The 12670-nt window shown below is 63.3% G+C and carries 14 protein-coding genes; 13 read left to right on the top strand and 1 reads right to left on the bottom strand.

The window, feature by feature from the left end; genetic code table 11:
• Positions 1-24 precede the first annotated feature (24 nt).
• From NKI39_RS18000 to NKI39_RS17950, 11 genes are all read left to right on the top strand, one after another.
• Positions 25-603 (top strand): invasion associated locus B family protein, encoded by a 579-nt coding sequence (locus tag NKI39_RS18000; RefSeq protein ID WP_502898579.1) that lies wholly within the window; start codon positions 25-27, stop codon positions 601-603.
• A 152-nt stretch (positions 604-755) separates the two neighbouring features.
• Positions 756-1265, top strand: a complete 510-nt coding sequence (nrdR, locus tag NKI39_RS17995) for a transcriptional regulator NrdR (RefSeq protein ID WP_023674492.1) — start codon at positions 756-758, stop codon at positions 1263-1265.
• 2 nt (positions 1266-1267) lie between these two features.
• The gene (ribD, locus tag NKI39_RS17990) at positions 1268-2398 is read left to right on the top strand and encodes a bifunctional diaminohydroxyphosphoribosylaminopyrimidine deaminase/5-amino-6-(5-phosphoribosylamino)uracil reductase RibD (RefSeq protein WP_352449303.1); all 1131 of its coding nucleotides are present in this window, start codon (positions 1268-1270) and stop codon (positions 2396-2398) included.
• 30 nt (positions 2399-2428) lie between these two features.
• Positions 2429-3046 carry a riboflavin synthase gene (locus NKI39_RS17985; RefSeq protein ID WP_352746335.1) on the top strand — a complete coding sequence of 206 codons (618 nt, stop codon included), beginning with the start codon at positions 2429-2431 and terminating at the stop codon, positions 3044-3046.
• 130 nt (positions 3047-3176) lie between these two features.
• The gene (ribH, locus tag NKI39_RS17980) at positions 3177-3671 is read left to right on the top strand and encodes a 6,7-dimethyl-8-ribityllumazine synthase (RefSeq protein WP_352449305.1); all 495 of its coding nucleotides are present in this window, start codon (positions 3177-3179) and stop codon (positions 3669-3671) included.
• Positions 3668-4168 carry a transcription antitermination factor NusB gene (nusB, locus tag NKI39_RS17975; RefSeq protein ID WP_352449306.1) on the top strand — a complete coding sequence of 167 codons (501 nt, stop codon included), beginning with the start codon at positions 3668-3670 and terminating at the stop codon, positions 4166-4168. Before ribH ends, nusB begins: the two co-directional genes overlap by 4 nt.
• Positions 4165-5382, top strand: a complete 1218-nt coding sequence (locus NKI39_RS17970; RefSeq protein ID WP_352449307.1) for an MFS transporter — start codon at positions 4165-4167, stop codon at positions 5380-5382. The genes nusB and NKI39_RS17970 overlap by 4 nt, the downstream gene beginning before the upstream one ends.
• A 159-nt stretch (positions 5383-5541) precedes the next feature.
• A complete protein-coding gene (gene osmF, locus NKI39_RS17965; RefSeq protein WP_352449308.1) occupies positions 5542-6453 on the top strand; it encodes a glycine betaine ABC transporter substrate-binding protein OsmF in 912 nt (303 codons plus the stop codon).
• A gap of 43 nt (positions 6454-6496) precedes the next feature.
• The gene (locus NKI39_RS17960; protein WP_352833339.1) at positions 6497-7672 is read left to right on the top strand and encodes an ABC transporter permease; all 1176 of its coding nucleotides are present in this window, start codon (positions 6497-6499) and stop codon (positions 7670-7672) included.
• Complete coding sequence (locus NKI39_RS17955) at positions 7669-8607, top strand: ABC transporter ATP-binding protein (RefSeq protein ID WP_352833336.1); 939 nt, start codon at positions 7669-7671, stop codon at positions 8605-8607. Before NKI39_RS17960 ends, NKI39_RS17955 begins: the two co-directional genes overlap by 4 nt.
• Positions 8604-9353, top strand: a complete 750-nt coding sequence (locus NKI39_RS17950; protein WP_352746346.1) for an ABC transporter permease — start codon at positions 8604-8606, stop codon at positions 9351-9353. Before NKI39_RS17955 ends, NKI39_RS17950 begins: the two co-directional genes overlap by 4 nt.
• A gap of 27 nt (positions 9354-9380) precedes the next feature.
• On the opposite strand, the gene NKI39_RS17945 is transcribed toward NKI39_RS17950, so the two are convergent.
• Positions 9381-9614, bottom strand: coding sequence for a hypothetical protein (locus NKI39_RS17945; protein ID WP_352746349.1), 234 nt, complete (start codon positions 9612-9614; stop codon positions 9381-9383).
• A 79-nt stretch (positions 9615-9693) separates the two neighbouring features.
• Between NKI39_RS17945 and NKI39_RS17940 the strand changes: the two genes are divergently transcribed.
• A complete protein-coding gene (locus NKI39_RS17940; protein WP_352449313.1) occupies positions 9694-10194 on the top strand; it encodes a DUF2165 family protein in 501 nt (166 codons plus the stop codon).
• A 251-nt stretch (positions 10195-10445) separates the two neighbouring features.
• Entirely contained in the window at positions 10446-12587 is a 2142-nt protein-coding gene (locus NKI39_RS17935) for a sodium-translocating pyrophosphatase (protein ID WP_352449314.1), read from the top strand.
• The last annotated feature ends 83 nt before the right edge of the window (positions 12588-12670 follow it).

The raw sequence follows: 12670 nt of genomic DNA, 5'->3' as shown, positions 1-12670 counted from the left end.
GCATCTCGGAGACGCTTGATGATGATGCGAATTTTCCGTTTCGCCAGTGTTGGCGCTGCCTTGCTCACCTTAGCCACCTCGCCGCTACTCGGCGCGGCCTTTGCGCAGACCGAGCCGACCCCGGCAGCACCCAAGACAGAGACCTTCGGCAGTTGGTCCACCACGGTGGACGAGGTCAACACCGGCGAGGATGTGCGCAAGACCTGCGCCGCCTCGACGGTCTTTTTCGACGCTAACGGCACCAGTGGCACCCTCACGCTGGCCATCTCGAATGGCGACGTATTGCCACCCGATGGTTATCCGAGCCTCATCATCGCCGTGAGAAACAGTGACTTGCCCAAGGGCGATAACATCCCGGTGGTGTTCCGGGACGTCAACGACAAGATCAAGGCCGGTTTTCGTCTTATCGCCGACGGACAGTGGATGATAGACAACAAGTCCGAGACCACGCTCGCGGTACTGCGCGCCATGCGCCGCACCAGCGCCCTCGATGTCAGCTTCGCCGACAAGCCGGTCGCGACCATATCGATGGACGGCTTCACCAAGGCCTATCGCTATCTCGGCACGTCTTGCGGCTTCCCGACCGGCGACGTCGCGCCCTGATTGGCGGACCGCTGTCAACTGATTGCCGCTCTCGCAATTTTCCTCGCGCCTCGCTATCTCTGAAGCGCGATCGGTCATCGGCCATACTTTGCCACGGCGGCAAAAACCTCTAAGCCTTTCGCTCCACGAGAATCGCGAACCGAAGGCTCTCCATGCGCTGCCCTTATTGCCAGTCCGAAGATACGCAGGTGAAGGATTCGCGCCCTGCCGAAGACGGTGCAGCGATCCGCAGGCGGCGCGTCTGCCCGGATTGCGGCGGCCGCTTCACCACTTTCGAGCGGGTACAACTGCGCGACCTCGTCGTGGTGAAGAAGTCGGGACGCAAGGTGCCGTTCGACCGCGACAAGCTGCTGCGCTCGGTCGAGATTGCGGTACGCAAGCGCAACGTCGACCCGGAGCGCATCGACCGCGCGGTGACCGGCATCGTGCGCCAGCTCGAAAGCTCGGGCGAGACCGAGGTGGCCTCGGGGGAAGTCGGCCGGCTGGTCATGGAGGCGCTTAAGTCGCTCGATGATGTCGCCTATGTGCGCTTTGCCTCCGTCTACCGCAATTTCCGCGAGGCCAAGGATTTCCACGACGTGTTGGGCGAACTCAAAGGCGACGAGCTCAAAACCGACGAGCCCAGGGGCGAAGAGCTGAAGAGCGAAGAGGACGCCAGCTGAGCATGGCAGGGTCCGAACGCAGCACGGCTGAGCAAGAGGTCGTCGATCGCCGCTATATGGCGGCAGCCCTCAGGCTGTCGCGCAAGAATGCCGGGCGGACCTCGACCAACCCTTCCGTCGGCACGCTGATCGTGCGCGATGACGGCGACGGGCCGAGGATCGTCGGCAGCGGCGTCACCGCCGTCGGCGGCCGGCCGCATGCCGAGACCGAGGCTTTGGCAGAGGCCGGCGAACTGGCGCGCGGCGCCACCGCCTATGTAACGCTGGAGCCCTGCGCCCATCACGGCCGCACGCCGCCTTGCGCCAATGCGCTGGTCAGTGCCGGCGTGGCGCGTGTGGTCGGCGCTGCCAGCGATCCGGACCCGCGTGTTTCCGGCAAGGGCTATGCAATCTTGCGTGCCGCCGGCGTCGAAGTGGTGGAAAAAGTGTTGGCGGCCGAGGCCGCGGAGCAGATGGCCGGCTATTTAATTCGATCTCTGAAAAAACGCCCGGAAGTGATCCTGAAACTTGCGCTTTCGAGCGACAACAAGATCGGCGTGAAAGGCGAGGGACAGGTCTCCATCACCGGCGATATTGCGCGGCGCGAAGTCTATCTGATGCGCGCCGAAGCCGATGGCATATTGATCGGCATCGGCACCGCATTGGAGGACGATCCGGCGCTGACGGTTCGGCTTCCGGGACTGGAGAGCCGTTCGCCGGCGCGCATCGTACTCGACCGTCAGATCAGGCTACCCGAGACTTCGAAACTGGTCGCCGGCGTCGACCGTGTGCCGCTCTATGTCGCTGCCTGCGCCGAGGCCGATCCGCACCGGCGCGCCGCGCTCGAACGCGCCGGCGTTCGCTTCATCGGTACTGAGACCTATGAAGGCGATATTGCGCTGCCGGAACTGCTCGAGGACCTGGCGGCGCTCGGCATGGCAAGCGTCCTGGTCGAGGGCGGCGCGAGGGTGGCCAAGGCGTTCCTCGACGAACAACTGGTCGATCGTATCGTGCTGTTTCAGGGGCCGGGCGCGATCGGCGAGGGCGGCATTGTATCGCCGATCGATGCCAACAATATCCCGCCGGGATTTCGCAAATTGCGCAACATGCGTTTCGGCGAAGATACATATGCGGAATGGATAAGAGACATCTAGGACCGAACTGATGTTCACGGGGCCAAACTAATGTTCACTGGAATCGTCACCGATGTCGGCACTGTCGCTGCCGTGAAGCCGCTCAGGGAAGGCGTCGGTTTGCGTATCGACACCGCTTACGATCCGCAGACCATTGCCATCGGCGCCTCGATTTCCTGCGGCGGCGTCTGCCTGACGGTAACGGGATTGCCGGAAGATGGCGCCAACGCACGTTGGTTCGAGGTCGAGGCCTGGGAAGAGGCCCTCAGGCTGACGACCGCGATGGGCTGGAAATCAGGCACGCGCATCAACCTGGAGCGGGCTCTGAAGATCGGCGACGAGCTTGGCGGCCATATAGTGTCCGGCCACGTCGACGGCATGGCCGAGATCGTGGCGCGTAAGGAAGAGGGCGACGCCGTTCGCTTCACCCTGGAAGCATCGCGCGAGCTTGCCAAATTCATCGCCCCCAAGGGTTCCGTCGCGCTCGACGGCACTTCGCTCACCGTCAACAAGGTCGAGGGCACCCGATTCGACGTGCTGTTGATCCACCATTCGCTGACCGTCACCACCTGGGGCGAACGCCAGGTCGGCGATCGCGTCAACCTTGAGATCGACACCATGGCCCGCTACGCGGCGCGACTGGTGGAGGCGGCGAAGGAGGGGCTTTGAGGCGCTCGTCCATAAAGCCCATTCCCTGATGCGACCGCCGCCGAGTTGGCCTTGAAAGTTCCTTCGGCAATCTTCCGCTTGCGATCAAACCGGCTTCGGCCTAAGTCACCGGCGATCCCCGGAGACATCTATGGCAGGCACATCCCAACACGGCAAAGCGTTCATCCGTCCGAAGAAGAAGGCCCACCTTCTTGTCATCGAGGCGCGCTTTCACGACGACCTTGCCGACGCGTTGCTCGAAGGCGCGACAAAGGCCCTCGAGGAAGCGGGCGCGACATACGACGTCGTCACTGTTCCGGGCTCGCTCGAAATCCCGGCGGTGATTTCCTTCGCGCTCGACGGTGCCTCCGAAGGCGGGACGAACTATGACGGCTTCGTCGCCCTCGGCACGGTGGTCCGCGGCGACACCTATCATTTCGATATCGTCGCCAATGAATCCAGCCGTGCCCTGATGGACCTGTCCGTGCAGGATGCGGTCTGCATCGGCAACGGCATCCTGACCACCGAAAACGACGAACAGGCCTGGACACGGGCCAGGCGTTCGGAAGGCGACAAGGGCGGCTTTGCGGCGCGTGCGGCGCTGACCATGATCGCTCTAAAGGAACAGTTGGGAGAGCGAACGTGAGCGAACCCGCTTCGCCCGGCCAGCCTGCGGTTCGCCATGCCAACAAGCGCGGTGCTGCCCGTCTGGCCGCCGTGCAGGCGCTCTACCAGATGGACGTCGCCGGCAGCGGTGTGTTTGAGATCACCGCCGAATACGAGGCGTTCAGGCTCGGCAAGGAAGTCGACGGCGCGCTCTATCGCGAAGCCGATGCGCAATGGTTTCGTGCCATTCTTGCCGGCGTTGTCGAGCACCAGAAGACCATCGATCCAGTCATTCGACAGGCGCTGACCGAGGACTGGCCTCTGTCGAGGCTCGATTCCACGTTGCGCGCCATATTGCGCGCCGGCGTCTACGAGTTGATGCAGCGCGAGGACGTGCCGGTGGCGGTCATCGTCTCCGAATATGTCGACATCGCCAAGGCATTTTACGAGGAAGACGAGCCGAAACTGGTCAATGCGGTGCTTGATCGCGTGTCGCGCCGGGTGCGTGGCGAGGGCCGCGGCAAGGACGCCTCATGACTGCTATCGTCGCCGTTGGGGCGGGCAAGGAAGCGCGTCGCACCGCCTTCATCCTCGCAGCCTCGCAGGCGATCATCGGCTCGGCCGCACCCATCGCCATTTCCATGGGCGGATTGGCCGGGCAGTACCTGCTCGATGCTGACAAGTCGCTGGCAACCGCGCCGATCACCGGTTTCAATGTCGGCGTGGCGCTCGGTTCCCTGCCGGCCGCGGCGATCATCCGCCGGCTCGGCCAGCGCGACGGCTTCATGACCGGCACAGCGGTCACGGCGCTTGGCGGGCTGGTCGCCACGCTGGCGCTGTTTCATCCCAGCTTCTGGCTATTCGCTTTCGGCTTGGCCGTGATCGGCATCGGGGGCGCTTTCGTCCAGCAGTTCCGCTTTGCCGCCGCCGACAATGCGCCGCCTGAATTCAAGGCGCGCGCCATCTCCTTCGTGCTGGCCGGCGGCATCGTCACCGCCATCCTTGGACCGCAGATCGTCATCTTCACCGGCGATCTGTTCTCGCCGGTGAAGTTTGCCGGCTCGTTTGCGTCCATCCTGGTGCTGGCGGCGGTCGGCGCCGCCATTCTCTCTTTGTTGCGCATCCCGGCCAAGGCAACCGACAAGGTGGAAATTTCCGACAGCGACGCCCGGCCGCTCTCGGAAATTGTCACCAGGCCACGCTTCGTCGCGGCGTTGTTTTGCGCCATCGGCAGCTACGCACTGATGAGCTTCGTGATGACCGGCGCGCCGCTGGCCATGGTCGGCTGCGGCCTTTCGACCGACGACGCCACGCTCGGCATTTCCTGGCACGTCATGGCGATGTTCGCGCCGAGCTTCTTCACGGGGTCGCTGATCTATCGCTTCGGCGCTGAGCGGATCGTGGCCATCGGCCTGGTGCTGCTGATTGGCTGCGCCATAGTGGCGCTGTCAGGGTTGGCACTGTGGCAGTTCTGGACGGCGCTGATCCTGCTCGGCCTTGGCTGGAACTTCAGCTTCATCGGTGCCACCGCCATGGTGGCCGACAGCTACCAGTCATCCGAAAAAGGCAAGGTCCAGGGGTTCCACGATTTCGTCCTGTTCGGCTCCGTCGCCTTCGCCTCACTGATGTCGGGGGCGGTCTACAATGCCTGGGGCTGGGAGATGCTGAACTGGATGATTTTCCCGGTCGTCGCGCTGTGCTTCGTGGCACTGGGCGTGTTGAAGATGACGGGCCTGCGCGCGGCCAACTGACGTCACCCTGTCGGGACGTCGCGGCAGCGGATTCACTCACATCCGAACAAAATTATTGCGCCCATCCCCCCTCTTATGAAACCGTGTACCCCGACGGGGCATCGAAGCCATGCTCATATGCGGCAGCCGTATTCCGGTTCACAGCAAGGGATTTGTGAGATGTTTTCAATCAAGATTCTGGCCGGCGCTGTACTAGCGCTCGGAATTGCGTTGGCCTCGGCGAGTGCCCAGGTGGTGGTGTCGTCGAAGATCGACACCGAGGGCGGTGTGCTCGGCAATATCATCCAGCTGGTGCTGAACGCCAATAATATCCAGACCACCGACCGCATCCAACTCGGCGGCACGCCCGTGGTACGCAAGGCGATTACAGCCGGCGAGATAGACATCTATCCGGAATACACCGGCAACGCCGCCTTCTTCTTCGAGAAGGCCGACGATCCGGTGTGGAAAGACGCCGCCAAGGCCTACGAGACTGCCAAGAAGCTCGACTACGACGCCAACAAGATCGTCTGGCTGTCACCGTCACCGGCCAACAACACCTGGGCGATCGCCCTGCGCAAGGAGGTCGCCGATACCAATAAGCTCGTCACCCTTTCCGACTTCGGCAAATATGTCTCGGGCGGCGGCAAGGTGGTGCTGGCGGCCTCCGCCGAGTTCGTCAATTCGGCGGCCGCGCTGCCCGCTTTCCAGAAGACCTATGGCTTCACGCTGAAGCCGGACCAGTTGATCACGCTGTCGGGCGGCGACACGGCGGCCACCATTGCCGCTGCGGCCAACCAGACCAACGGCGCCAACGCCGCCATGGTCTACGGCACCGACGGCGGCATCGCGCCCTCCGGCCTCGTCGTGCTTGGGGACGACAAGGGTGTGCAGCCGGTCTACCAGCCGGCGCCGATCATCCGCGAGGCGGTGCTGAAGGAGCATCCCGAAATCGAGACGCTGCTGAAGCCGGTGTTCGCCAAGCTCGATCTCGTCACGTTGCAGGAGTTGAACGGCCGCGTGCAGGTCGGCGGCGAGCCGGTCAAGGGCGTCGCCGAGGACTTTTTGAAAAAGAACGGCTTCCTGAAGTAAGGCGATTCCGGCGCTCCGCTTTCGAGGTGCGCCGGATCGGCCGATGGGGGAGGGCGTGCGCATCCGGTTCGACAAGCTCGGCGTGGTCATCGCGGCGATATCAGCCTATGCGGCTTTTGCGGCACCATTCGCCACGTTCCGCGCCAATCGCATCGTACCCGGCGAGGCGCGCTCGATCCTCGAATCTTTGCCTGCGACCGTCGGTCCGCTGTTGATGGCGATTGTCGTCGCAGCAGCGCTCATTGCGCTGCTGAAAACGCCGCTTGTTCTGCGCCTCGCCGCCAGTGTGGTTGCGCTTGCGGCGCTGGCGCTGCTGATCGGCATCGCCGGCAGTTTCCTGACACCTGCCGGCAACACCTTCGCCCGTATCTCGCCGGCTTCGGGCTTTTGGCTGCTTATCTTCGCCTTCACGCTTCTGCTCGCCGACGTGCTTACGCGGCTGAACCTGTCGCCGCAGGCACGGATCGGCGTGCTTGTTGTCGCCGCCGCGGCGATCGGGCTGCTGCTCGTCTCGGGAAGCTGGAACAGCCTGTCGATCCTCAAGGAATATTTCAATCGCTCCGATAGTTTTTGGGCGGAAGGCTCCAAGCATGTGACGCTGGCGCTGGGTTCGCTGGCGGCAGCGGTGATTATCGGCCTGCCGCTCGGCATCCTCTGCCATCGCGTCGAGAAATTGCGGGCCGGCGTGCTCAACGTGCTGAACATCATCCAGACCATTCCTTCGATCGCGCTGTTCGGCCTCTTAATCGCACCGCTCGGCTGGGTAGCTTCGCATGTGCCGGGTGCTGCCGCGCTCGGCATCCGCGGCATCGGCACAGCGCCGGCTTTCGTCGCCCTGTTCCTCTATTCACTGCTGCCGGTAGTGGCCAACACCGTGGTCGGCCTTGCCGGTGTGACGCGTGCCGCCAACGACGCAGCGCGCGGCATGGGCATGACCGACCGCCAGCGGCTGTTCGGCGTCGAGTTTCCGCTGGCTTTCCCGGTGATCCTCACCGGCATCCGCATCGTGCTGGTGCAGAATATCGGCCTCGCCACAATTGCCGCGTTGATCGGCGGCGGCGGCTTTGGCGTGTTCGTATTCCAGGGGGTCGGCCAGACGGCGATGGACCTGGTGCTGCTCGGTGCTGTTCCGACGGTGGTGCTGGCCTTCGCCGCTGCCATCATCCTCGATGCAGTGATCGAAATGAGCGCCAGCAAGCGCAGGGTTGAAACGGCATGATCGAGATCGAAGGCATCACCAAGCGCTACGGCGAGACGACAGTCGTCGACGACGTGTCGATAGTAATCGAGCCGCGCAGCATCGCCGTCATCGTCGGCACCTCCGGCTCCGGCAAGACGACGCTGCTTCGCATGATAAACCGGCTGGTCGAGCCGACATCGGGCATGATCAAGCTCGACGGCGTCGACAACCGCTCGGTCCCGGATTATGAGCTGCGTCGCAGCATCGGCTATGCCATCCAGGGCCACGGCCTGTTTCCGCATCGCACGGTGGCGCAGAACATCGCCACTGTGCCGGTATTGCTCGGCTGGGGCGCCAACCGCATCAAGGCCCGCGTCGACGAGCTGATGACGCTATACCAGCTCGACCCGCAAGCCTACGGGCCACGCTATCCGCATGAGCTTTCCGGCGGCCAGCAGCAGCGCGTCGGCGTCGCCCGGGCGCTTGCCGCGGAACCCAACGTGCTGTTGATGGATGAGCCGTTCGGCGCGCTCGACCCGATCATCCGCAACAAGGCGCAGGAGGATCTGCTGGCGATCCAGAAACGCTTCGGCACCACCATCATCCTCGTCACCCATGACATGGAAGAGGCCGTTCACATGGGCGACAAGATCGCGGTGATGGATGGCGGCAAAGTAGTGCAATATGCCGCGCCGGCCGAGATACTGGCGAAACCGGCCAGCGCGTTTGTCGAGACCCTGGTTGGCGCCAGTGAAAGACCGTTCCGGCTGTTGTCGCTTGGCCGGGTGCGCGACGCGGTGGAAAAAGGCACGGCCGAAGGCGAGGCGATCCCCGGTGACGCCAGCCAACGCGACGCGTTGGCCGAACTCCTGTGGTCGGGCCGCCCGGCACTTCCGGTGAAAGATTCTGACGGCAAATCGCTTGGCCGCGTCACTGTGGACGGACTGGTTAAGCGTGCGGCGAGGCCGGCATGAAAGCCTGGCTTCCGTCGCTGCTCAGGCTGGCCTTGGTAGTAGTGCTTATTGCCTTCGTCACCAATCCCGGCTGGTTCGAACCGCTGCTGAAGCCGCTGACAGAGAACAACGCGCCGGTAATCTACAATCAGGGCAGCCTTTTGACGTTGACGCTGCTGCATCTGCGGACCGTGCTGATCGCGACGGTTGCCGCGACGATCGTTGCGGTCGCGCTCGCCATTCTGGTCACCAGGCCAGCCGGCGCCGAATTCCTGCCGCTGTCGCGCAGCCTGGTCAATATCGGCCAAACGTTTCCGCCGGTGGCGGTGCTGGCGCTTGCCGTGCCGGCCGTCGGCTTCGGCGAAAAGCCGACGCTGATTGCGCTGTTTCTCTACGGACTGCTGCCGATCTTTGAGAATGCGCTGACCGGCCTGACGACGCTGCCGGCCAACGTAGTCGAGGCGGCGCGTGGCGCCGGCATGACCGGCTGGCAAAGACTGGTCAAGGTCGAGCTGCCGCTCAGCGCGCCGATCATTCTCGGTGGTATCCGGCTGTCGGTGGTGATCAGCCTCGCCACCGCGACCATCGGCTCGACGGTAGCGGCGAGGACACTGGGCGAGGTGATCATCGCAGGCCTGCTGTCGAACAACCTCGCCTTCATCCTGCAGGGTGGCCTGATCGTCGCCGCCCTTGCCGTGCTGATCTATGACGGGCTGTCGGCGGTCGAGCGCTATACCGCCCGGCGCATGGGACGCGAGCCCGAGTAGCGTCTCGGGGCGAAGTTCGCTCTTTTTTCAGTGGCCGGTCGACCGCGTCGGATGATCGAGCGTCAGTTCCAGCGTTGTGCCCGTCTCGCCGGTGATCCAGCGGCGGCAGATGATGGCGAAATCGTGCTGTGTGTCGGCTCTAACCACAGAGACCAAGTCGCCCACCGCGCAATCACTGTCGAGATCGAGGGCTTCGACAGTCTCGGCAATGTCTTGCTTGCCGGCATAATGTCTCGCAACGGCTGTGAGCACGATGATCACTGGCCCACCCGTTGCGCGATCTTCGGGACTCGGCGATTGATGAGTGCGATGCCCCGATCTTTCAGCAGGAGTTCTTGCCATGACCGCGCGTTTCTCCAAGATCGTCATGTGTTTGTGTCTGGCGGCTTTCGCCTTCCTCGTCGCCTTCGGCAACATCACCGATTACGGCTCAAACTTCGCCTTTGTCCAGCATGTGCTGAGCATGGACACGACCTTTCCCGGCAATGCACTGATGTACCGCTCGATCACCAACCCGTCGCTGTGGACGGCTGGCTACTGGCTGATCATCATTGGCGAGGCGCTGACCTGCCTGCTTTACCTAATCGCCGCCTGGCAACTCTGGCAGGCGCGCAACGCCAGCGGACAGGCTTTCAACGATGCCAAGAAGTTCGCCATCATTGCCGCCACAATGGGCTTCTTCGTTTGGTATTTCGGCTTCATGGTCGTTGGCGGCGAGTGGTTCGCCATGTGGCAGTCTTCGACTTGGAATGGTCAGGAGGCGGCGTTCAAATTCTACATCACCATGCTGCTGGTGCTGGTCTTCGTCGTCCAGCCGGACGGCGACCCGCGTAAAGCCTGACCACTGTTCGCCGATTTCAACCGATCTAACCGGATGGCAGTGTCGACAGGCGCTGCCGTCCAGCCTTTTGGGCGAAACCCGGGATCTTTTGGGCGAAAGCCGGACAGGAACGGAACAATATCTTGACGTTCCGAGCCCTGTTTCGCATAAGCCGCTGCGAAGGGACGGATTCCGGTTGCGGAAAATTCGTCCCCTGTCTCAACGGCCCGGGGAGGGGTTCTTTTGGGCCACCAATCGAGGAAAATTCGGCAATGACCATAATTTCAGCTGTCATCGCCTGCGGTCTGCTTTCAGTCCTTTACGCCATCTGGGCGACACGTTCGGTCCTCGCGGCCGATCAGGGCAATGCACGCATGCAGGAAATTTCCGCGGCCATCCGCGAAGGCGCTCAGGCTTATCTGGCGCGCCAGTACACCACCATCGCCATCGTCGGCGTCGTGGTCCTGCTGCTTGCCTGGTGGCTGCTTTCGATCACCGCGGCCATCGGCTTCCTGATCGGCGCCGTTCTATCGGGTGCCGCTGGCTTCATCGGCATGCACGTCTCGGTGCGCGCCAATGTGCGCACCGCGCAGGCGGCTTCCAACAGCCTCGCTGCCGGTCTCGAGATCGCCTTCAAGTCGGGCGCCATCACTGGCATGCTGGTTGCTGGCCTGGCCCTGCTCGGCGTCTCGATCTACTACCTGATCCTGACCCAGTTCATGGGTCTGCAGCCAAACGATCGCGTCGTCATCGACTCGCTTGTTTCGCTCGGCTTCGGCGCCTCGCTGATCTCGATCTTCGCCCGTCTCGGCGGCGGCATCTTCACAAAAGGCGCCGACGTCGGCGGCGATCTTGTCGGCAAGGTTGAAGCCGGCATTCCCGAGGACGATCCACGCAATCCGGCCACCATTGCCGACAACGTCGGCGACAATGTCGGCGATTGCGCCGGCATGGCCGCCGACCTGTTCGAGACCTATGCGGTGACCGTGGTCGCCACCATGGTCCTCGCCGCCATCTTCTTCGGTGGCACCGACGTTCTCGGCGCGGCCATGCTCTATCCGCTGGCCATCTGCGGCGCCTGCATTCTCACCTCGATCGTCGGCACTTTCTTCGTCAAGCTCGGTTCCAGCGGCTCAATCATGGGTGCGCTCTATAAGGGCCTGATCGTCACCGGCCTGCTGTCAATTGTCGGCCTTGCCGTGGCCACCTCGGCATGCATCGGCTGGGGTGAGATCGGCACCGTCGCCGGCATGACCATCACCGGCACGAACCTGTTCATCTGCGGCCTTGTCGGCCTTGCGGTGACCGGACTCATCGTGGTGATCACCGAATATTATACCGGCACCAACAAGCGTCCGGTGAACTCCATCGCCCAGGCCTCGGTCACCGGTCACGGCACCAATGTCATCCAGGGCCTCGCGGTCTCGCTGGAAGCGACGGCGTTGCCGGCGATCGTCATCGTCGGCGGCATCATCTCGACATACCAGCTCGCCGGCCTCTACGGCACGGCGATCGCGGTGACGACGATGCTTGGCCTCGCCGGCATGATCGTCGCGCTCGATGCCTTCGGCCCGGTCACCGACAATGCCGGCGGCATTGCCGAAATGGCCGGCCTACCCAAGGAAGTGCGCCAGTCAACCGACGCGCTCGACGCTGTCGGCAACACCACCAAGGCGGTAACCAAGGGCTACGCCATCGGTTCGGCTGGCCTCGGCGCGCTGGTGCTGTTCGCGGCCTACTCTAACGACCTGAAGTTCTTTGCCGCCAATGGCGACAAATACCCCTACTTCCAGGGTATGGGCGACGTCTCCTTCGATCTCTCCAATCCTTACGTCGTCGCCGGCCTGATCTTCGGTGGCCTGATCCCGTATCTGTTCGGCGGCATCGCCATGACCGCCGTCGGCCGCGCCGCGGGTGCTATCGTCCAGGAGGTGCGCAAGCAGTTCCGGGAGGATCCGGGCATCATGGCCGGCACCTCGAAGCCGAACTATGCGCGCGCCGTCGACCTTCTGACCAAGGCAGCGATCCGGGAGATGATCGTTCCGTCATTGCTGCCGGTGCTGGCGCCGCTGGTGGTCTATTTCGGCGTCCTCCTGATCTCCGGTTCGAAGGCATCCGCCTTTGCCGCGCTTGGCGCCTCGCTGCTCGGCGTCATCGTCAACGGCCTGTTCGTCGCCATCTCGATGACCTCCGGCGGCGGCGCCTGGGACAACGCCAAGAAGTCGTTCGAAGATGGTTTCGTCGACAAGGACGGCCTCAAGCACCTCAAGGGCTCCGAAGCGCACAAGGCTTCGGTGACCGGCGACACGGTCGGCGATCCCTACAAGGATACTGCCGGCCCAGCGGTCAACCCGGCGATCAAGATCACCAACATCGTCGCGCTGCTGTTGCTGGCCGTTCTCGCGCACGGCTAAGCTCGGTCGCTATGGCCTTAAGACAAAAACCCGCGGGATCGCTCCCGCGGGTTTTTCATTGCCTGAGATATGCCGCTTACAGG

It is taken from the genome of Mesorhizobium sp. M0664, from assembly GCF_040320565.1.
Lineage (GTDB): Bacteria > Pseudomonadota > Alphaproteobacteria > Rhizobiales > Rhizobiaceae > Mesorhizobium.
The sequence above is the reverse complement of the archived record's forward strand: the minus strand, read 5'-3'. Positions and strand labels throughout refer to the sequence as shown.

Coding starts and splice junctions, on each gene's coding strand:
- NKI39_RS18000 (WP_502898579.1), top strand. CDS start 25: ATGCGAATTTTCCGTTTCGCCAGTGTTGGCGCTGCCTTGCTCACCTTA.
- nrdR (WP_023674492.1), top strand. CDS start 756: ATGCGCTGCCCTTATTGCCAGTCCGAAGATACGCAGGTGAAGGATTCG.
- ribD (WP_352449303.1), top strand. CDS start 1,268: ATGGCAGGGTCCGAACGCAGCACGGCTGAGCAAGAGGTCGTCGATCGC.
- NKI39_RS17985 (WP_352746335.1), top strand. CDS start 2,429: ATGTTCACTGGAATCGTCACCGATGTCGGCACTGTCGCTGCCGTGAAG.
- ribH (WP_352449305.1), top strand. CDS start 3,177: ATGGCAGGCACATCCCAACACGGCAAAGCGTTCATCCGTCCGAAGAAG.
- NKI39_RS17970 (WP_352449307.1), top strand. CDS start 4,165: ATGACTGCTATCGTCGCCGTTGGGGCGGGCAAGGAAGCGCGTCGCACC.
- osmF (WP_352449308.1), top strand. CDS start 5,542: ATGTTTTCAATCAAGATTCTGGCCGGCGCTGTACTAGCGCTCGGAATT.
- NKI39_RS17960 (WP_352833339.1), top strand. CDS start 6,497: ATGGGGGAGGGCGTGCGCATCCGGTTCGACAAGCTCGGCGTGGTCATC.
- NKI39_RS17955 (WP_352833336.1), top strand. CDS start 7,669: ATGATCGAGATCGAAGGCATCACCAAGCGCTACGGCGAGACGACAGTC.
- NKI39_RS17950 (WP_352746346.1), top strand. CDS start 8,604: ATGAAAGCCTGGCTTCCGTCGCTGCTCAGGCTGGCCTTGGTAGTAGTG.
- NKI39_RS17940 (WP_352449313.1), top strand. CDS start 9,694: ATGACCGCGCGTTTCTCCAAGATCGTCATGTGTTTGTGTCTGGCGGCT.
- NKI39_RS17935 (WP_352449314.1), top strand. CDS start 10,446: ATGACCATAATTTCAGCTGTCATCGCCTGCGGTCTGCTTTCAGTCCTT.